The sequence below is a fragment of the Gottschalkiaceae bacterium SANA genome, from assembly GCA_036323355.1.
Lineage (GTDB): Bacteria > Bacillota > Clostridia > Tissierellales > GPF-1 > GPF-1.
The window spans coordinates 2,257,822-2,276,453 of the sequence record AP028876.1 but is presented as its reverse complement, the minus strand read 5'-3'; the positions used below and the strand labels follow the sequence as shown (position 1 = coordinate 2,276,453).

Here is an 18,632-nt window from a genome sequence, read left to right as displayed (position 1 = left end):
GGGGCATGGTATGAATTTTTTACAGCAGTTAAATGATAGCATTGCATACTTAGAAGCGAATATGGATGGTGAAATAGACATTGAAGAAGCTGCAAGACAAACCTTGACATCCAAGTTTCATTACCAACGATTATTTCATATGGTAACGGGTGTAACGGTCGCGGAATATGTGAGGAAGAGGAGACTGACTTTAGCGGCGCAAGAACTGCAACAGGGAAAGAAGAAGGTGATTGACGTTGCATTTCGTTATGGATATCAGACACCGGAATCTTTTTCAAAAGCATTTATCAAATTTCATGGCATTACCCCATCCGAAGCGAAAAAGTCGGGCGTGCAATTAAAAGCAATACCACGTATGTCCTTTCAAATTCAGATTAAAGGAGAATCGATTATGAAGTATCGAATTGAAGAAAAGGGAGCATTCACTGTGATGGGGGTCGAGCGTCGAATATCAACGGTGGACGGGAAAAACTATGTCGAAATTCCGAAATTTTGGAATGAAATCTGGGATAACCCTCAAGGTAAAGAGATGACTAAAGGGGCGGGTAAGATGGGTTTTCTTGGAATTTGTGCTGATTTAGATGAAGAACAATCGGCATTCACGTATATGATCGCTGTTGAGAGAAATGAAACAAGCGATGCAGGATTGAAAATTCGGGAAATTCCAGCACAAACCTGGGCTGTTTTTGAAGCAAGGGGTCCCTTGCCAAAGTCCATTCAAGGTGTTTGGGATCGAATTTTTTCTGAATGGTTTCCATCAACAGGATACGAACATGCAAATGCGCCAGAGCTTGAAATTTACCCATTGGGCGATACGTCTGCAGAAGAATATGCTTGTGAAATTTGGATACCTATTAAGAAAATGTAAAATATCTCTTGACGAAATCTGGAAATATCGATATACTAGCGATAATAAATTTAAAGGAGGCGGAACAATGAAAATGACTATGATGAATTGGCGTTGGCAAATGAATGAACTCACAAAAAAAGCTGATAACATGGGTCAGGTTCGTTTGTTTGCCGTTTAATCGATTTTTAGATAATGTCAATTTGAACCTGTACCTCGCGTACGGGTTTTTTTATGCTTGAAATAAGTGTAGCTGTAGATCATGAGTCTATCCGTAGGGGTAGGCTCTTTTTTTATTACTGATGAATAATCGACGTTCAACATGTAGCAAAATGAACCAATCAGCTAATATGTCACTAAAACGAAGATGGTCAGGCTCGAGCAAGAGTAGAGACTGAATGCATTTACTTATGGGAGGATGAAGAGGATGAAAAAGCAAATGGTGAAACGAATTGGAGTAGGGATGAGTTTGTTGATTGTGGTTGGGCTTCTTGCAGGATGTGTAAAGGCTGAAGCGACCGGGGATGAAGCTGTAAAGCCGATTGAAATTGGGATCACGCAGATCGTTGAACACCCATCACTTGATGAAATTCGACAAGGAATTATTGATCAGTTGGAAGTGGAAGGGTATCGTGACGGACAGGAAATACATATTGATTTTCAAAATGCCCAGGGTGCCATTGAAAACACACAAATGATTGCACAGGAATTCCAGTCACAGAAAAAAGATGTCATAGTTGCAATAACAACACCAAGTGCACAAGCCATGAAAAACGTGATAGAAGGAATTCCAGTTGTCTTTTCTGCAGTAACGGATCCTGAAGGCGCAGGGCTGATTGGACCAGGGATGACGGGGGTTAGCAATTTGACCCCGATTGAGTCGCAATTTGATCTATTCAAAACCCTGCTGCCGGAAGTGAAAACCATAGGCATGATCTACAATACGGCGGAAGCAAATTCGGTGTTCTTGATGGAAAGGGCGAAGAAAAAGGCTGAGGAATTGGGATATAAGATGGAAGTAGCCGTGATCACTTCAACCAATGAGGTTGGTCTTGCATTGGATCAATTGTTGCCAAAGGTGGATATGTTATATTCCGTACAGGATAATATGGTCGCTTCAGCTTTCCCTGTTGTTGTTCAAAAGGCAAATGAAGCGGGTGTGCCGATTATTGGAACGGTTCAAGCCTTTGTCGATCAAGGGGCGGTTGCCATGGACAATGCCAGTGATTATGAAGTCGGCCTTCAAACTGGTAAAATGCTAGCGCGAATATTAGCGGGTGCAAATGTAGATGAAATCCCATTTGAAACGACTCAGAATACGGCATTTACGGTAAATAAAGAAGCCTTGGCATTCTTTGGTATCACATTGCCTGAGGAGCTAGAGGGACGACTCGAAGAATAAGGGACAGCGAAGCGGGGTGCAGGTATGGATTTTCTATCATTATTGGAACAGGGTTTGATATTTGGCATTATGGCAATCGGAATTTTAATCAGCTTTCGGATCTTGAACTTTCCGGATCTTACGGTAGATGGTAGCTTTGCTACAGGGGCGGCAGTCTCGGCAAGCGTATTGGTGAACGGTGGTTCGGCGATTACGGCGATCTTGGCCGCATTGGCAGCGGGCTTTGTAGCAGGATCAGTGACAGGGCTGATTCATGCAAAGGGGAAAGTCGACGGCATATTAGCGGGGATTCTTGTGATGATTGGCTTATATAGCATTAATCTTCGCATTATGGGGAAACCCAATATACCCTTGTTTTCGGTCAATCACTTATTTGCATCCAAAGAGGGTAGCCTGGTAAAGATTATTGTAATTACTTTGCTGGTAAAACTGATGGTGGACTTATTTCTTAAAACCCATGCGGGTTTTGTGCTTCGAGCCCTTGGGGATAATTCGCGGGTTGTGGAAGGTCTTGGCATCGATCCAGGCAATTATAAAATTGTCGGATTGGGACTGGCAAATAGCCTTGTTGCCATGTCTGGTGCGATGATGTCTCAGTATCAAGGCTTTGCAGATATCAGCATGGGCATCGGTACATTGGTAACGGGATTGGCTTCAATTATTCTTGGCGAGAGTCTGTTTAAGCGATTTGGCTTTGTTGCCATCACAACAATTGCCCTTGTGGGAAGCTTTGTTTATCGGGTGATTTTAGCGACGGCCCTTCATTATGGATTGGAGCCGAGCGATTTGAAATTGGTAACGGCTTTTATCCTCTTGTTTATTTTGATTTTGGAAAAGAAAGTGGGTGGTAAATATGCTCGAGTTTAGAGAAATTCATAAAACCTTTCAAACGGCACAAGGTCCACAAGTTCTTTTTTCTGGATTGGATTTATCCATTCAAAAAAACGAATTTGTGACCATGGTAGGGAATAATGGAGCGGGTAAGTCATCTTTATTTAAAATGATAGTCGGAGATATGATGCCGGATGACGGGGATGTTTTACTGGAGAATCAATCTATCTTATCAATGGCGTCCCACTTGAAAAAAGCAAGAATTGGCAAGGTCTATCAGGATCCTGCCGCAGGCACTGTCGGTAGCATGACGCTTTTGGAGAATATGGCCTTGGCAGATCGCAAGGGCGAGCGTGTTAGCCTTCGATTCGCCATCGAGAAATCGGCAAGAGAGCGGTATGGTGAGCTATTAAAAGATTTGGGTTTGGGATTGGAAAACAAATTAGATACGCCCATGGAGGAACTGTCAGGCGGTCAGCGTCAAACCGTTGCCTTGGTAATGGCTACCATGAAAACACCTCAATTGCTTTTGCTGGATGAACATACAGCAGCCTTGGATCCCAAGACAGCGAATCTCATTTTGGACAAGACCCAAGCCCTGGTCGCTGAGAAGGGCATTATGACCATCATGGTGACCCATAATTTGAAGGATGCCCTCACCTATGGCAATCGATTGATTATGATGCGAGAAGGACAAATTATTGAAGATCTGAAAGAAAAAGCAAGAGCTCAATTCACGATGGAAGACTTGTTGGCGAAATTCTATCTTCCGGTTCTATAACTAGGAATGATAGAACCCCTTGCAAGGGACAATGAAGGCATTGTCTTGCAAGGGGTTTTTTTTATGTCAGCTCAACAACAATTAAGAGATAGTCATATCGAGCGGTGGCACCCATGGGGTGCATGCGTGGGGTGATATTTGGAACGATGGAAATGATCTTTCCTTCTAATCCATTTAAATAGCTTTCTAATTCATCCGGCTCAATTTTCTTTTTCAAGTTGACTTTGTGGACACGATAGCGTGTCATGTCGCTCTCCTTTCTAAACAAAAGAATGATTATCAATATATAGATACCCAGACACAGAAAAACACTTCCATTTTCCTCTTAATCCGATAGAATAAAAGTAGAGGCAAAATTGGAATAAAAAGAAGGAGGAGCGAAGAGGTGCGAGCAGTGATTCTTGATGGACATTCAGTGAAAATTCAGCTGGGAGAAATTCTTCTAAAAGAGTTGGAAGCGCAAAACTGGGAGGTTGAGTCATTTTTCTTGTCGGACATGGAGATTATGCCCTGTCGGTCTTGTGGATCCTGCGGAACAAAAACCCCGGGAACTTGTGTTTTAAAGGATGAGATGGAGCAGATTTTACCTTCCTTGGCCAATTGTGATGTGATGATCTTTTTTACCCCCATTCAATTTGGCGGATATAGTGCTGCCTTGAAAAAAGCGGTAGATCGATTGATGACCATGTGCTTGCCCCTTTATCAAGTGAGAGGTGACCATCTCTTGCATCCTACCAGATATGGAAATAAGCGATTAATGGGACTTGGAACCTATAGGCAATGTGATGGCGAAGAGGCCGTCAATTTTGAGTTGCTGGTGGAACGCAATGCATTAAACATGATGTGTCCAGCTTTTTCACATCATGTGTTTTGTCCAAAGCTTGAGATACATACCATTCAGACCTTAATTCAGGAAATGATTGAGGAGGTAACGGCGTGAAAAAAATGCTTTTGTTGAATGGAAGCCCAAGGCGTGAGAAGACATCGTATCGGTTTGCCCAAGCCATCGAAAAACAAGCCATAAACCGTGGTATAGAGGTTGAGATTAACCATATATTTGATTTTTTCAATTCTCCGCAAAAACTTGCGGAAGTGGTGAAGAAGATGGAAGACGTAGATTACTTGGGATTGGTAACCCCCTTGTATGTCGATTATTTGCCCTATCCAGTCCTGTGGTTTATGGAGGAATGCATCAAGCAGGATATCCATGTGAAAGCTGGGGCCAAGTTTTTTGCTGTAGCCCAGTGTGGGTTTCCTGATGAGCGATTATTAGACCCGATTTTGGGTGCATGCGAAATATTTGCAAAAAAAATGAAACGGGAATGGGCTGGCGGAATTGGCTACGGAGGGGGTGCTATTCTTGACGGAATTCCCATGGAAGAGTTAGGGAAAAGAGGAGTAGCGATTACCCACGCTTTTTCGATGATGATGGAAGATCTTCTCAATAACGAGGAGTTTCGTGATGAAATTTATTCAGAAATGAGGGTACAGATCCCTCGGCTCTTGTATCGTCCTCTTGCCTTCTATCTGAACCATCGCTCGAAACAGATTGCCAGAAAGAACGGAGTGCGTGATCTCTGGGTGCAGCCGTATAAAGGCTAGCTTTCGGGTATATAGGAAGTAAACCGAATTGAAAGGAGCTTCCATATGAAAGAACGAGGGAAAGTCACTTGTTATATCGCTATGAGTTTAGATGGATACATTGCGCGAGAAGATGGAAATGTGGATTGGTTGCCAGCCATTGGCGAACAAGAAGATTATGGATACTATGAATTTTTATCAACGATAGACGGAATTGTAGTTGGCAACAGTACTTATGAGCAATTTCTAAAAGGACAAGCTTATCCTTTCGGGAATCGGCCTTGCTATGTTTTCTCTCATGAAAATGAAGAATCCCATGGCAATGTGGAATATATGAAGGTTTCCATTGCTGACTTTGTTGAATCGTTGAGGCAAAGGGAAAACGAGAACCTATGGCTGATGGGTGGCGCTACGATTATTGCGGGTTTTTTAGTTGCAGACGCTGTAGATGAATTGCTGATTACCATACTGCCAATTGTTCTTGGAAATGGCATTCCCCTCTTTATACCTGGGATTTCCGAGAGCTTGTGGAAATTGAAAGGAACGGTGGTTTATCCCCATGGGATTGTGCAACTTAGATATATTTTTGATCGGTAAGTGGTGGTTGAATAGGTCTAGCAGGTTCTCCTTTGAGGGCCTGTTTTCGTTTAAATCGGAAGGAATAAGGGTAAATCAATAATGAACACTCGTTTATTATTGATTTCTAAAGTGGAGGTGAGAAAATGAAACGTGTATTGGTGACAGGGGCTAGTGGTGAAATTGGATTGAAAGTAATCGAAATGCTCTTGAATAAAACCAATTATCTGGTTCGGGTCTTTAGTTTGCCCGATCGGTTTTCAAAGCGCAGGCTAAAGCGATATTCCAAGCAAATTGAATTTGCTTGGGGGGATATCACAAAAAAAGATCAAATTCAAAAAGCGGTAAAGGATTGTCAGGCGGTGATTCATTTAGCGGCAATTCTTCCTCCACTATCAGATGAGGAGCCAGAACTGGCGCATCGGGTAAATGTTGAAGGGACAAAGAATTTGGTGGATGTTCTCGTGAAAGAAAATCATAAGGGATTCTTTTTGTTTGCATCATCGGTTGCAATTTATGGAGATCGTTTGGATAATCATTGGATTCGAGTGAACGATCCATTACTTCCCAGCGAATTAGATATTTACGCACAAACTAAAATTGATGCGGAAAATTTGATTCAGAAGAGCCGACTAAATTGGACAATATTCCGCCTATCAGCGATTATGAGTGAAAATCGAAAATTGGATCCTTTGTTTTTTCATATGCCATTGGATACAGAAATTGAGGTGACATCTACTCGGGATACGGCTTATGCCATGGTACAAGCCTTGGATCACCAAGAGGAATTGGCACAAGGCATCTTTAATCTTGGGGGAGGGCCATGCTGTCGAGCGACCTATCGTGAGTTTTTGCGTGAAAATTTTGAAAGGATGGGGATCGATTTTTCTTTGGTCCCAGAAAAAGCCTTTGCAGAGCGGAATTTTCATTGTGGATATTATGCGGATTCAAACGAGTTGGAATCAATACTTCACTTTCAACGAGACTGTATTCGTGACTTATATGCAAGAATGGAGGAGAAAGTGCCGCCTCCACAACGCTTTTTCTCCCGTATATTTCAGCGAATTATCGTATCAGAACTAGTGAAACGTTCAGCACCATGGAAGGCAAGAAAAGAAATGGCTTCATCCGTAGCAAAACGATTTTTCAAATCGGTGGCAAAAAAGGACTCAAAATGATGAGTTCTTTTTTTTCGCCGTCAAGAATGGTAGGATGGGAAGAAAGGAGGTGCGGCATGCTACTAAGTCAGGAACTTGCTCAAAAAATAGCGGATCAAATCATGAAAAACTTGGGACATAATATTAATGTGATGAATGAATCTGGTGAGATTATTGCAAGCGGATCAAAGAAACGATTGGGCACCTTTCATTCGATTGCAGCCGATGTGATTCGGAAGGAAAGCCGCATCGTGATCACAGAGGAGGAGGCTCGACAGGTTGAAGGGGTTAAGGCGGGGATTAATATGCCCTTTTATTACGATGGGAAAGTTGGCGGTGTAATTGGAATCACTGGCAAACCTGATGAAATTGAAAAGCCTGCGCGAATTGTGAAAATGGTTATGGAGTTGATGTTGGAGCAAGAATTTTTTAAAGAACGACTTTATGCAAAACATCATCAACATACTTTGTTTGTTAATCAGGTATTGGAATTTGAAGGAGAATTGGGTTGGCGGGAAGTGGAAGTCTGGGGCGAACAATTGGGCTTTGATTTGAATATGCCGCGGCGTGCCGTCTTATTTCGTATACTGAATTCGCGGGAAGTTCTTAATCGCAATCCTCTATATACCATGGATCGTATTAAAGACACCATGTTAGAAGAAATTATGAATTCTCATTACAGCGCTTCTCAAGACATCATCGGGCATGCGGAACTGGATCAATTTATTGTTTTAAAATCTTTTGTTCCAGGTGATCGCAAGGATACCCTAGAATGGTTTCAAAGCTATGCTCAACATTTTTGCCGGAAATTAAATCAAAAATTTGGTTTGCGACTTTTTATCGGAGTTGGCTCATATCACAATCAGCCACTGGAATTAAAGGAAAGTTATCGTGAGGCCAAGCAAATGATGCGTCTGGTTAGGCAGAAGAAGCAAAGTCTTGAGGGGATCTGGTTGGCAGAAGATTTTTTTCTGGAGCTATTATTTGAAGAGATTCCAGAAAAAAGGATTGTTCATTTTTTAGGCGAACAGGTTGATACCTTGCAAGAATCTCCAGAATTAATGGAAACGGCCAGAGTATTGATTCAACATAATATGAATTTAACGGAGACGGCCAAGGCCATGTACCTTCATCGAAACACCATTCAGTTTCGTGTCAATAAAATTCGACACGCTCTTCCATGGGATCCCTTGCATGATGAAAGAGGACGGATGTTGTTGCAGTTGATAGTTTGGTACTCAAGTCGATAATTGTGCTATTAGCACAATAAGAGAGCGTTTTTTTGAAAATCAGCCTAAAGAATTGGGCTGATTTTTGTTATACAATTATAAATGAGGTGAATACTATGAAAATTTTACTTGCGCCAGACTCCTTTAAAGGGAGCCTTACGGCAGTTGAGTTTTGCAGAATAGCAGAATTAGCGATTCGAGGATTGGAGCCAGAAGCAGAAGTGGTTGCGCTTCCCATGGCGGACGGTGGTGAAGGAACTGTGGAATCTCTGGTTCTCAATACCGGAGGGACGATGAAAAAAATGTGGGTAACTGGCCCCCTTGGAGAGCCAGTTGAAGCGTTTTACGGCGTGTTGGGCGATGGTGTAACGGCAGTGATTGAAATGGCCAGTGCATCAGGACTGCCGCTAGTACCACTCGATCAACGCAATCCGATGAAAGCAACGACCTATGGAACGGGAGAGCTGATTCTTAAGGTCTTGGATGAAGGGTGTAGCCGTTTGATTATGGGAATCGGCGGTAGCGCCACCAATGATGGCGGTGCTGGCTTGATGCAAGCCTTGGGATTTGAGTTGTTAGACCAGGATGGAAATCAAATTGCTTGGGGTGCCAAGGGGCTGTTGTCTCTTCATTTGATCAAAACGAATCAGGCAGACCCACGTTTGGAAAAGTTACTTGTTGAAGTCGCTTGTGATGTGGACAATCCTTTGACTGGATTGAATGGCGCAGCAGCGGTATATGGTCCCCAAAAAGGGGCAGATCCAACTATGGTGAAACTCATGGATCAAGCACTTGAAAATTTCGCGGCATGCATCCAAAGAGATTTAAAACTTGAAGTGTCTGACTTGAAGGGTGCGGGAGCAGCAGGTGGTTTGGGAGCAGGTTTATCAGCGTTCTTACAAGCGGAACTCAAAATGGGATTTGAAATTATTCGAGATACCATCGAATTGGACAAGCGAATTGACCAAGGATTTGATTTGGTCATTACAGGTGAGGGGCAGATGAATGCGCAAACCTTGCGTGGGAAATTACCAATGGGGATTGCCAAACTTTGCAAGGAAAAAGAAATACCAGTAATCGCGATTGTTGGAGCGATTGGAACAGGGATTGAGCATTTATACGAGGAAGGACTAAGCAGTGTCTTTAGTATCGTGAATGGACCCATGGATCTTGAGGAAGCGATGGAAAATTCTCAAGCATTGCTGGCAGATACCGTTGAAAGGGTGATTCGAATGCTACAAGCATTCTCGAATTAAGTTAGAATTGTGATCACGTTAACATATGTCGACATAGGCTTCTATGAAAAATCAAGGGTTGGACTGTTTGGCCGACAACAATTCTTGTGGGAAGAAGAGGAGGATGTAATGAATAGTATGAACTTATTATTTTCAGTTTTTGGGGGTATGATCGGGGCGATATTTGGGCCTATCACAACATTCATTGTTGTTGGTTTTGTTGGATTGGCAGGGGTGATTGCAACGATTAGTGGATCTACATTTGATTGGATCGGCATTGTAGCACTCGGACCCATCTTTGGTCCACATGTTGCTTTTGTAGGGGGAGTAGCAGCAGCGGCCTACGCAAAAAAAATTGGTGGTCTTGAGTCAGGGAAAGATATTGTAACACCTTTGCTAAGTATCAAGAAACCATCGGTTATTTTGGTTGGTGGCATATTTGGGAGTGCGGGTTATTTATTAAATGACCTACTTGCAACCCTGTTTCCAGGGAAGTTTGACTCGCTTGCATTTACAATTGTGATCACTGCGATTGTTGCGAAAATTTTGTTTGGAGAATTAGGTCTCAGTGGCATCTATGGATCTACACCGAAAGAGATTAAAGAAGCTGGTGGACGATTTTCTTCAAGGTCACCCATTCAGTGGCTTCCCTACTTGAGTACGGGTGTGGAGAAATTACTGGTAGCATGTTCCCTTGGTGGGGCATCCGCCTATATTACATATATCATGCTGCAAAATCCTGAGACTGCTGGTGTTGCAGCATTTGTAGGCTTCTTCATGTCAGCGGCATCTTTGTTGTGGTTGATCAACGGCTTTGCAATTCCTGTTACACACCATATGACTTTGTGCGCATCCTATGCTGTTGTTGCAAGTGGTGGCAGTATTGTTTGGGGAATAACCGGAGCGATTATTGCTGCTTTCGCTGCTGATTTTTTGGCACAAGCATTTTTGCTATATGGCTCGGATGTTCATGTCGATCCACCATCTATGGGGATCGCGGTAACCTCGCTGTTGTTATTAACTGTTTTTCCAGCAATGAATTTAACCAATTCAGTCGCTGTGATCGGTGTCGTATTGGTTGGGTGTTTAGTTGTTATTTTGAAACAAGAAACGCATGAAAAAAGTGTCAGAAAAATTAGTCAAGTGGATTAAGGAGGAGAAAATGAGTACATTTCAAACCAAGGACAAGGTGGCAATTTACTATGATGTACAAGGTGAGGGGAAACCTTTATTGATGATTCCGGGATGGTCATGTTCAACACGTTTTTTTGATAAGAATGCAAACGTGTTGGCTCAAGAGTTTCAAGTGATTCGGATGGATTTACGGGGACATGGGGAATCTGAAAAACCCAGCCATGGATATCGCATTGCAAGATATGCTAAAGACATTGATGAGTTATTGGAGCACTTAAATTTGCAAAATGTAACGGCATTGGGTTGGTCTATGGGGGCATCGGTTTTATGGTCGTATCTTGAACTATTTGGTACGGAACGTGTAAAAAAATTGATCTCTGTTGATCAATCTCCGGCACAATACATTGGCCCCGACTGGCAATGGGGACAAAATGGATGTTATGACGTGGAAGCCTTTGTGAGATTGTGTGCAGACTTGACCTACGCTGAGCGAGCCAATGCAGAAGGAACGATTCATGCCTGCCATTTCAATACGCCGTCTGATGCAGATGTAAAATTCTTGGCAGATGAAATTATGAAGTGTCCAGCAAAAGTAAAAATTGAGATTATGAGAGATCATACCAATCTGGATTGGCGTGATTACCTGCCTCAAATTGAAATTCCAACGCTAGCCTTGGTAGCCAAGAATAGCAACATTTTCGATTGGGAAGGCAGTGCCTATGTCGCTGAAAATGTTCAGAATGGAAGAGTTGAGTTCTTCGAAAACTCGGGTCATATGCTCTTCTGGGAAGAAGCAGAAAAATTCAATCAAGTAGTTGCGGAATTTATTCGCCAAGCGTAGAGAGAACTTCCATTAAAAGATAAGCTCCCTTCGCAGAAGACAGTGAAACAGTGAACTGTCTTCTGCGAAGGGAGCTTTTTTGTAGGAAAAAAGGATAGGCTTTCGGAAATTGTAATTATTTGCTATGATGGGAATGACATAGATAAAATCACTATTTTGTTTATTGGAGGAAACTATATGAAAAAAACAAAAGAAAAGGTAGGATTGATTGGGATTTGGTTTATTCTTCCTAGTTTTTTGGGCTTTTTGGTTTTATTTTTAATTCCCTATCTGATCGGTATCAAGCTATCTTTTCAAAACAGCAGTCTTGATTCAACTTTTGTCGGATTTAGCAATTATATTCTTCTTTTTCAAAATGAGGCATTTCGATTGGCTGTAAAGAATACCCTATTCTTTATGGGGATCGCCATTCCTCTTATCTTGGTGATTTCATTTCTTTTGGCATTGATTTTATATGAGATACCGACGCCAGGTTTTGTGAAACTATTTATTATTTTACCCATGTTTATTCCTTCGGGTACGGTAGCGGGATTCTTCAATGACCTCTTTGGCAATGGTGTAGACAATTTATTGAATTCAGATAAGGCCATGTGGGTCTTGATTGTTCTCTTTATTTGGAGGAATACGGGTTATAATTTAATTCTTTATCTTGCAGGATTACTTAGGATCGATAAAAGCATAATTGAAAGCTCTGAAATTGATGGTGTGAATTATTGGGAAAAAGTGCAACATATTTATATGCCACTCTGCACACCTACAACCGTTTTTGTTACGGTTTTGTCAATTATTAATTCATTTAAGGTGTTTAAGGACATATACATTTTGCAGGGACCTTATCCAAACCCGCGTGTCTATTTGCTTCAACATTTCATGACAAATAAATTCCAGTCCTTGCAGTATGCAGAATTGACTTCTGCGGCTTATGTATTTACGATCGGGGTGTTGGTGGTTGTGTACTTGTTGTTTTTGGTTGATCGTAACTACGCCAAGAAAGTGGGGGAAAGACAATGAAAAAAGTGTTATGGATTGGTGTTGTGCTGCTTTCTGTGGTCTACGCCCTACCGATTTTCTATACCATATTGAATAGTTTTATGACGCCGGCTGAATTGGCGGCAGATGGCTTGCATTGGATTCCACAGGAATTTAATCTGCAGCAATATTATACGTTGATAACAGATAAAGCAGCATATTTTCGATATTTTTTAAGTTCCGTCAAAATTACAGCTACGATCTTGGTCGGACAGATTGTTTTGGGAATTTGCGCTGCCTATGCATTGGCAAAACTTCGTTTTCCAGGCAGTGATTTTGTTTTGATTCTTTACATTTTAATCATTCTCTTGCCTTATCAGGTTACCTTGGTTCCCAATTATTTGGTTTTTGAAGCCTTTGAACGAACATTGAATCTGACCATTTTGGACACGCATCTGGCACTCATTCTACCCGGTGTATTCTCTACCTTTGGCATCTTTTTGCTAAGGCAATTTATGCGGGACCTACCCAAGGAAATCATTGAAGCTGCGAAAATAGATGGAGCTGGACATCTGAGAATTTTGACGAAAGTTGTTTTGCCATTATTAAAACCAGCAATTTTTGCCTTGGTGATTTTGACCTTTATCGATAATTGGAATATTGTTGATCAAGCTCTTGTTTTTATTGACACACCAGAAAATCAGCCTTTGTCTGTATTTCTGCGGATGATTTACGAGGGGGATTTTGACGTTTTTTATGCGGCTGCAACCTTGTTTATTATTCCGGCGGTCATTATTTTTATCAAGGGCGAAAAATACCTGTCAGAAGGACTGGTAATTGGGGGGAGCAAATAGATGAAGCGATGGCGGAAAGCACTACCTATACTCGTTATTTTAGGCGTGGTGGGCGTATTTTTTGTGCCTAGCGTATTGAATTATCAATTGCCTCATGCAGAAACACAGGAATTAAAGACAAGAAAAATTGTACGAACAATTATGATCGATGCCTATCTGCAGCCCTTGGATATTCTTCGATTTTCCTTTGATCAACCGGTTGTGGTGTCGGAGTACTTTGTGAAGAAAGGACGCAGTGTGGGTAGAAACATTCCCTTGTTTCAATTGTCAAAAGAGATGGGGATTCCAAAGAATGTGAATGAACAAGCTTCCTCTTGGAAACTGCGAGAAAGAGAAATTATATTGGAAATGGATCGGTTGATTGCAGCTGAAGGAGCATTGAGAATTGAGTTGAATCAGCTTGCTCAAGCACTCGAGAAGAAGACGAGTCAGCTTAAGGAAAAAGAAGAGTTATTTGCTCTGGGGCTGGTATCAGAGCAGGAGTTAATTGCAGCAAGAAGTGAGAGAGAAGCTCAATGGCAAAGGATAAAGCTTGCAGAAGAAGAACAAGAGCTAAACGAAGAAAATCGAACCACAAGAATGGAAGTTCTGCGAAGTGAGCTGGATCAGATCCGCAATGAACTGGAGATTGTGGATACACTGGTTGCTGGATTTTATTTAGATGAAGAGGGCAACGCATATTCACAGCAATCTGGATTTATATTGAATAAGAATGCAGAAAATGAACGGATCCCTTCAAAGCAATCGGTCTTGGAACTAGCCATGATCGATGATTTTCGACGCCTCGAAATGATTGGTTTGGTTGCAGTAGAAGACCTGGAGTATATGGATATTGGCATGCAACTTCAAATTGATACCGACACGGAAAATCGTCCCTTCCATTTAGAAATCACGGAGATCAGTCAGCTGGTTGAAGAAGGCTTGGTCGAGGTCACAATGGAATTGGTGGAAGAGCCCGAGGGGAAATTTGCGATTGGCACGACCTATACGGGAAGAATAGAGACCGTTTTAACAGAGGAAGACACCTATGCGATTCCATTTTCAGCCATTGTTGAGGAAGACTTTCATGAAGGTGAAATGGTGAGTATTTATTATTTGGAAAAAGTGGAGGGAACGTTTTATAATCAATATTTTGTGCGACAGCTGCGCGTCAAAACAAAAGCAATTGGGGATCGGGAAGTATTGGTGCAAATTGAAAGCGATCTGGTTGATTTGGATACTGTCGTAATTATTACAAATCCCGGTTATAAGATCTATCAGGGTGCGAGGGTACTGCCATGATCAAACCATGGAAAGTAAGCGTAGTCATTTTTTGTATCTTGCTCTGTTTTTTTGCATGGATCATTCCGGCTCAAGCACCTATAGAGATGGTAGAAATGGAACTGTATGGTTTTGTGGGGCAAGAAACCTTAGCATGGATTCAATCGGAGTACACAGGGATTTTGCCAAGTGTTCACCTTGAGAAGGAAACATCTGCTTATCGATTGGTGATGTCGTCTGGGAATGATCGCTTTTTCAATAAAGATGGACCTGGCCGAGGACGATGGCTCATGGAATCCGATCAAAATGCAATTGTATTGGGAGAAGAGTTGGTTGATCAATACTTCCATCATCACGATATTATTGGAGAAGAAATGAATTTTCGAGGGGATAGCTATGAAGTTGTCGGCATCGAATCGAACAGTCAAACCATTATGATTCCATTTGATGAAGAGAGAGAAAAAGAAATTGATTGGGATCGGAAAACCTTGTTGTATCGAATCCCGAACGAGTCCTTTGAAGAGGCCTTTATTTCTCGATTGAGGCAAGAATTTCGTCGATTTGATATGAGTGTTCTTTATGTGGTGAATCATCGCCATTGGAGATGGTCCTTCATGAATCTTGTCTTCTTGATCGCGGCAGTCTTTGTGGGTCATAGCTTATACAAAGTGGCGAAAGCCATGGGGACAGAATCGCGTAACTTTATTCGCAATTATCGGCAAACCCATCGATTGAAAACCTTGCTACAATACATCAAAGAAAATCGTAGACCCTTTTATCAAATTATACGCAAGCTGGGGCTTGTTTTCATTTACGGTGGCTTTGTCTATTTCATGGTTTCATTGATAGCGATTCCCATGTCATTGAGACCTTCAAATTTCTTTTCTTTACTTGCTTATCGCGAACGTTTGACTGAAGGAGTGAAACAAGTTTCTTTGAATTTTCGCCATGGATTCAGTGACTTTCAAATTGACGTCATGGGCATGTGGTGTATTGGGATTCTTGTATTCTTTTTTACGCAGATCATCTTGATCAGAAGGGAGAGACGTCATGGATAAAAAAATAATGCGCCTTCTCTTTCGATTCATGGTTGCATTTTTTATCGTCATTTTTGGGATGGGTTTCTTTTCCGAGAGCGTAAAACCGTTTCTTTTGCCCAATGTGAATGTCGCGGCAATCGGAAATATGGGAATCAAACGAATGACCAAACAAAAGGGAAGAATTGAACCCTTGGCTATGGAGTCTCTTACGTGCTTGAAAACGCTTGAGGTGATTGAGGTGGCAGCAAAGAAAGGGACAAGAGTAGAGATTGGAGATCCGCTAGTTCGTGTACGTCAACGAGCCAATTCTGAAGATCAAGGCTCCAACGAACTGATTTTGGCTCAAATAGAGAGTTTAAAAAATCAACTGAGAGAACTGAATCTCCAAGTTTCCCAAGGGGATCATCTGGTGGATCAAGCTTGGCGTGATTGGTTGGCGGAAGATGAGAAATCTGGTGTGATTCAGGGCCTTTATGAGCTGGGCATGATTGGGAAACAAGAATGGTACGACTGGAAGATCCAAGATGATGAACTGAAAAGTCTTTGGGCGCAAGCACTTTTGACTCAGAAAAATCGACAGGAATGGAATCAGGAAGAATCATTGATGATTCAAGAGACCATTCAGGATCTGACGGAAAAACTGATGGAGATGGAAGAACGATGTGCCATAGAGATTGATGAAGATGGTTGGATTCATTCAGCGGTGACAGGAATCGTAATGGAAGCAGCCGAAATCAATTCTCAGGTGCAGGCAATGGATCCGATTATGAAAATCGCGGATGTAAGGGATTATCAATCTGTGAAATTGGTAACTGAAATTAGTTTGACGGATTATCAATGGGTGGGAGATTCCCTTCTTGTGCATATACGTACGCCCTATGGCCTTTTAAAGACCTATACGGATAATATTTACCAGACGGATCACGGGACGGTCGTTTTCGAATCAATCTTTAACAAAGCCTTTGCCGATGATATTCGATTGGGTCAAAGTTATGACACAATCATTGAGCGCCAACAGCGATATCTAGGTACGGTAACCATTCCAAAATCATTGATATCTGCCCCTAGTGGATTTACGGATCGTGGAACAGGAACAGTGAAGATTATTAGACAGGAACATGGGATTCTAGGGGATGAATTTTTTATTCAAGAGGTAGGGATTCGCATGGTTTTGGTCGGCGATGAACGAGTAATTACCTTACCTTTGCAGGGTTTTGTTGTCTTGAATGCAGATAATTTAGAGTCGGGAACCAAGGTCTACATCAATCAATAGGAGGACTTGAATGAAAAAAATAGAACGAATTCTACCAATCATTATTCTTTTGATTGCTATCCTCGGGTTGATGGGTTGTGAGGAAGACACAGGAGATAAAGAACGGCAAAATTTTATTGAGAGTTTAAGAGATGATGAAATGGTTATCGTTGTATGGGAGCAGGCGTATCAGCAGTATGTTGCTAGTGTAGAGACGGGCGCGGCCTATGATTTGATGAATAATGAAGGTGTGTCGATTCGGTATCTGCAGGTGAAGGCGGAAGACCCACAAGCGTATTATGAGCTCGTGAATGATCTCCTTTATCAAAATGAATCGGTGGACTTGATCCATCTTCCTTTCGGCAGTCCCTATCAGGCCTATGTAGACAATGGAATCGCTATGAATCTGACGGAATCGATTCCTGAAATTGCAAATCTCTATCCCAATATGCAGAATCCCTATTATATTCCAGCAACCATTTATATTCACCCAACCGCGCTGAATCGGATTGAGTTGGAGCGTTTGGGTATGCAAGAGATCGATTCTTTGGATCGGGATGGATATATGGCGATTCGTGAGGCCTGGCTGGATAGCACGCCGCGCTATTATACCAAACGAAGATATCAAGAGGAAATTGCTGATTTTCATACACGGTTTTCTGTGTTTGATTTGGAAAACCGACAAGTTTCATTAGCAAAAGCAGACGTGGTTTCCTATGTAGAGGATTTGCGTGACGAAATTCATTCCGATCAGTATTTGGGGATTCTAGAAGAGGATCAAGATGATTTTGTTGTGGCTGTGGCGGAACAAATTAATGGATTGAATTCGCGACAACTTGGATGGACCAGCACTCAAGATATTGCTGACGTGGTTTTTTTTCCGCCTGTTTTTGAAGCAGATCAAGCCTTGCTGACGGATGGGTATGTCGTCAATCGATTTGGGAAAAATAAAGAGATTGCTATTCGGTTCTTAAGAAAATATATGGGAAATGAGAATCAAATTTCAATTTACGAGGACCAATATTCCTTTTATCCTACCAATCAAGGCGTTAAAGAGCAGATTTGTGAACTAGAAGCATTTGTTTTACGCAATGAGAAATTGCAAAAACTACAGGTTGAAATCACGCAAAATATGGAGGATGGGCAGTATGCCTCTCCCAGTTATCAATCCTTTGAATACTGGTTGATGATGCGGGGTCTCTATGAACGCCTCGAAGAACTCATTTATGACGAGGATCGTTATACGCGAGAAGACTTGAAAGTGGAATTGAAAGCACTAGAGGAACGTTTATATTTAATTATGATTGAATAAAAGGCTGAGCGGATTGTTTGATTTTATTCTCTGGAAAAACAGGCTTTTGCATCGTTAAGAGAGCAGATTCGAAGAAGAGGAAAAATGCTAAACGATTGTTTGCGAATGAAAAGATATAAGCGTGTTATTTTTACAAATGATGAAATAACTATTAAATAAGGATTGTTAATCCATATTAGGAAATGATAAACAATTGATAGTTCCACCAAATATGGGTATGAAAACCATTGAAAAGGCAAACTAGTTGAAAGACTATGACGCAAAGCCTGAATCTACGGTTTTATACTAGGATCGATCGGCTACCGTTCTCGCGGTAGTCTTTTTGATTGCC

Annotated in this window: 19 protein-coding genes and 1 riboswitch; of the genes, 18 read left to right on the top strand and 1 reads right to left on the bottom strand. The window is 41.7% G+C overall.

Translation table 11 applies throughout. From position 1 onward, the window contains the following. Positions 1 to 10 precede the first annotated feature (10 nt). The 4 genes from AC25CA_RS10870 to AC25CA_RS10855 all read left to right on the top strand — a co-directional run bounded on the left by AC25CA_RS10870 (position 11) and on the right by AC25CA_RS10855 (position 3,861). On the top strand, positions 11 to 868 hold the full coding sequence (locus tag AC25CA_RS10870; RefSeq protein WP_486813845.1) for an AraC family transcriptional regulator: 858 nt from the start codon (positions 11 to 13) through the stop codon (positions 866 to 868). 406 nt (positions 869 to 1,274) lie between these two features. Next, positions 1,275 to 2,249, top strand: coding sequence for an ABC transporter substrate-binding protein (locus tag AC25CA_RS10865; protein ID WP_486813844.1), 975 nt, complete (start codon positions 1,275 to 1,277; stop codon positions 2,247 to 2,249). 24 nt (positions 2,250 to 2,273) lie between these two features. Next, positions 2,274 to 3,116 (top strand): ABC transporter permease, encoded by an 843-nt coding sequence (locus AC25CA_RS10860; RefSeq protein ID WP_486813843.1) that lies wholly within the window; start codon positions 2,274 to 2,276, stop codon positions 3,114 to 3,116. After that, complete coding sequence (locus tag AC25CA_RS10855) at positions 3,103 to 3,861, top strand: ABC transporter ATP-binding protein (protein ID WP_486813842.1); 759 nt, start codon at positions 3,103 to 3,105, stop codon at positions 3,859 to 3,861. Before AC25CA_RS10860 ends, AC25CA_RS10855 begins: the two co-directional genes overlap by 14 nt. Positions 3,862 to 3,922: 61 nt before the next feature. Here AC25CA_RS10855 and AC25CA_RS10850 read toward each other — a convergent pair whose 3' ends face one another. Further along, positions 3,923 to 4,108, bottom strand: a complete 186-nt coding sequence (locus tag AC25CA_RS10850) for a hypothetical protein (RefSeq protein ID WP_486813841.1) — start codon at positions 4,106 to 4,108, stop codon at positions 3,923 to 3,925. Positions 4,109 to 4,246: 138 nt separating this feature from the next. On the opposite strand from AC25CA_RS10850, the gene AC25CA_RS10845 reads away from it, so the two are divergent. The 14 genes from AC25CA_RS10845 to AC25CA_RS10780 all read left to right on the top strand — a co-directional run bounded on the left by AC25CA_RS10845 (position 4,247) and on the right by AC25CA_RS10780 (position 18,301). After that, positions 4,247 to 4,801, top strand: a complete 555-nt coding sequence (locus AC25CA_RS10845; protein WP_486813840.1) for a flavodoxin family protein — start codon at positions 4,247 to 4,249, stop codon at positions 4,799 to 4,801. Positions 4,802 to 4,806: 5 nt separating this feature from the next. After that, positions 4,807 to 5,463 carry an NAD(P)H-dependent oxidoreductase gene (locus AC25CA_RS10840; RefSeq protein WP_486816600.1) on the top strand — a complete coding sequence of 219 codons (657 nt, stop codon included), beginning with the start codon at positions 4,807 to 4,809 and terminating at the stop codon, positions 5,461 to 5,463. A gap of 45 nt (positions 5,464 to 5,508) precedes the next feature. Beyond that, a complete protein-coding gene (locus tag AC25CA_RS10835; RefSeq protein ID WP_486813839.1) occupies positions 5,509 to 6,039 on the top strand; it encodes a dihydrofolate reductase family protein in 531 nt (176 codons plus the stop codon). A gap of 125 nt (positions 6,040 to 6,164) precedes the next feature. Continuing rightward, positions 6,165 to 7,196 (top strand): NAD-dependent epimerase/dehydratase family protein, encoded by a 1,032-nt coding sequence (locus tag AC25CA_RS10830; protein ID WP_486813838.1) that lies wholly within the window; start codon positions 6,165 to 6,167, stop codon positions 7,194 to 7,196. Between the two features lie 56 nt (positions 7,197 to 7,252). Beyond that, positions 7,253 to 8,425 (top strand): CdaR family transcriptional regulator, encoded by a 1,173-nt coding sequence (locus AC25CA_RS10825; protein WP_486813837.1) that lies wholly within the window; start codon positions 7,253 to 7,255, stop codon positions 8,423 to 8,425. Positions 8,426 to 8,520: 95 nt separating this feature from the next. Further along, positions 8,521 to 9,660, top strand: a complete 1,140-nt coding sequence (locus AC25CA_RS10820) for a glycerate kinase family protein (protein WP_486813836.1) — start codon at positions 8,521 to 8,523, stop codon at positions 9,658 to 9,660. Positions 9,661 to 9,768: 108 nt separating this feature from the next. Next, the gene (locus tag AC25CA_RS10815; protein ID WP_486813835.1) at positions 9,769 to 10,791 is read left to right on the top strand and encodes a DUF7973 family transport facilitator; all 1,023 of its coding nucleotides are present in this window, start codon (positions 9,769 to 9,771) and stop codon (positions 10,789 to 10,791) included. A gap of 10 nt (positions 10,792 to 10,801) precedes the next feature. Continuing rightward, positions 10,802 to 11,614 (top strand): alpha/beta fold hydrolase, encoded by an 813-nt coding sequence (locus AC25CA_RS10810; RefSeq protein ID WP_486813834.1) that lies wholly within the window; start codon positions 10,802 to 10,804, stop codon positions 11,612 to 11,614. Positions 11,615 to 11,791: 177 nt separating this feature from the next. Continuing rightward, on the top strand, positions 11,792 to 12,625 hold the full coding sequence (locus AC25CA_RS10805) for a carbohydrate ABC transporter permease (protein WP_486813833.1): 834 nt from the start codon (positions 11,792 to 11,794) through the stop codon (positions 12,623 to 12,625). After that, on the top strand, positions 12,622 to 13,437 hold the full coding sequence (locus AC25CA_RS10800) for a carbohydrate ABC transporter permease (protein ID WP_486813832.1): 816 nt from the start codon (positions 12,622 to 12,624) through the stop codon (positions 13,435 to 13,437). The genes AC25CA_RS10805 and AC25CA_RS10800 overlap by 4 nt, the downstream gene beginning before the upstream one ends. Then, complete coding sequence (locus AC25CA_RS10795) at positions 13,438 to 14,718, top strand: efflux RND transporter periplasmic adaptor subunit (protein WP_486813831.1); 1,281 nt, start codon at positions 13,438 to 13,440, stop codon at positions 14,716 to 14,718. After that, positions 14,715 to 15,755 (top strand): ABC transporter permease, encoded by a 1,041-nt coding sequence (locus AC25CA_RS10790; RefSeq protein ID WP_486813830.1) that lies wholly within the window; start codon positions 14,715 to 14,717, stop codon positions 15,753 to 15,755. Before AC25CA_RS10795 ends, AC25CA_RS10790 begins: the two co-directional genes overlap by 4 nt. Next, the gene (locus tag AC25CA_RS10785) at positions 15,748 to 17,010 is read left to right on the top strand and encodes an HlyD family secretion protein (protein ID WP_486813829.1); all 1,263 of its coding nucleotides are present in this window, start codon (positions 15,748 to 15,750) and stop codon (positions 17,008 to 17,010) included. The genes AC25CA_RS10790 and AC25CA_RS10785 overlap by 8 nt, the downstream gene beginning before the upstream one ends. A gap of 10 nt (positions 17,011 to 17,020) precedes the next feature. Further along, on the top strand, positions 17,021 to 18,301 hold the full coding sequence (locus tag AC25CA_RS10780; RefSeq protein ID WP_486813828.1) for a hypothetical protein: 1,281 nt from the start codon (positions 17,021 to 17,023) through the stop codon (positions 18,299 to 18,301). A 224-nt stretch (positions 18,302 to 18,525) separates the two neighbouring features. Beyond that, a riboswitch (cyclic di-GMP riboswitch) is annotated at positions 18,526 to 18,608 on the top strand. The last annotated feature ends 24 nt before the right edge of the window (positions 18,609 to 18,632 follow it).

Coding starts and splice junctions, on each gene's coding strand:
- AC25CA_RS10870 (WP_486813845.1), top strand. CDS start 11: ATGAATTTTTTACAGCAGTTAAATGATAGCATTGCATACTTAGAAGCG.
- AC25CA_RS10865 (WP_486813844.1), top strand. CDS start 1,275: ATGAAAAAGCAAATGGTGAAACGAATTGGAGTAGGGATGAGTTTGTTG.
- AC25CA_RS10860 (WP_486813843.1), top strand. CDS start 2,274: ATGGATTTTCTATCATTATTGGAACAGGGTTTGATATTTGGCATTATG.
- AC25CA_RS10855 (WP_486813842.1), top strand. CDS start 3,103: ATGCTCGAGTTTAGAGAAATTCATAAAACCTTTCAAACGGCACAAGGT.
- AC25CA_RS10850 (WP_486813841.1), bottom strand. CDS start 4,108: ATGACACGCTATCGTGTCCACAAAGTCAACTTGAAAAAGAAAATTGAG.
- AC25CA_RS10840 (WP_486816600.1), top strand. CDS start 4,807: ATGCTTTTGTTGAATGGAAGCCCAAGGCGTGAGAAGACATCGTATCGG.
- AC25CA_RS10835 (WP_486813839.1), top strand. CDS start 5,509: ATGAAAGAACGAGGGAAAGTCACTTGTTATATCGCTATGAGTTTAGAT.
- AC25CA_RS10830 (WP_486813838.1), top strand. CDS start 6,165: ATGAAACGTGTATTGGTGACAGGGGCTAGTGGTGAAATTGGATTGAAA.
- AC25CA_RS10825 (WP_486813837.1), top strand. CDS start 7,253: ATGCTACTAAGTCAGGAACTTGCTCAAAAAATAGCGGATCAAATCATG.
- AC25CA_RS10820 (WP_486813836.1), top strand. CDS start 8,521: ATGAAAATTTTACTTGCGCCAGACTCCTTTAAAGGGAGCCTTACGGCA.
- AC25CA_RS10815 (WP_486813835.1), top strand. CDS start 9,769: ATGAATAGTATGAACTTATTATTTTCAGTTTTTGGGGGTATGATCGGG.
- AC25CA_RS10810 (WP_486813834.1), top strand. CDS start 10,802: ATGAGTACATTTCAAACCAAGGACAAGGTGGCAATTTACTATGATGTA.
- AC25CA_RS10805 (WP_486813833.1), top strand. CDS start 11,792: ATGAAAAAAACAAAAGAAAAGGTAGGATTGATTGGGATTTGGTTTATT.
- AC25CA_RS10800 (WP_486813832.1), top strand. CDS start 12,622: ATGAAAAAAGTGTTATGGATTGGTGTTGTGCTGCTTTCTGTGGTCTAC.
- AC25CA_RS10795 (WP_486813831.1), top strand. CDS start 13,438: ATGAAGCGATGGCGGAAAGCACTACCTATACTCGTTATTTTAGGCGTG.
- AC25CA_RS10790 (WP_486813830.1), top strand. CDS start 14,715: ATGATCAAACCATGGAAAGTAAGCGTAGTCATTTTTTGTATCTTGCTC.
- AC25CA_RS10785 (WP_486813829.1), top strand. CDS start 15,748: ATGGATAAAAAAATAATGCGCCTTCTCTTTCGATTCATGGTTGCATTT.
- AC25CA_RS10780 (WP_486813828.1), top strand. CDS start 17,021: ATGAAAAAAATAGAACGAATTCTACCAATCATTATTCTTTTGATTGCT.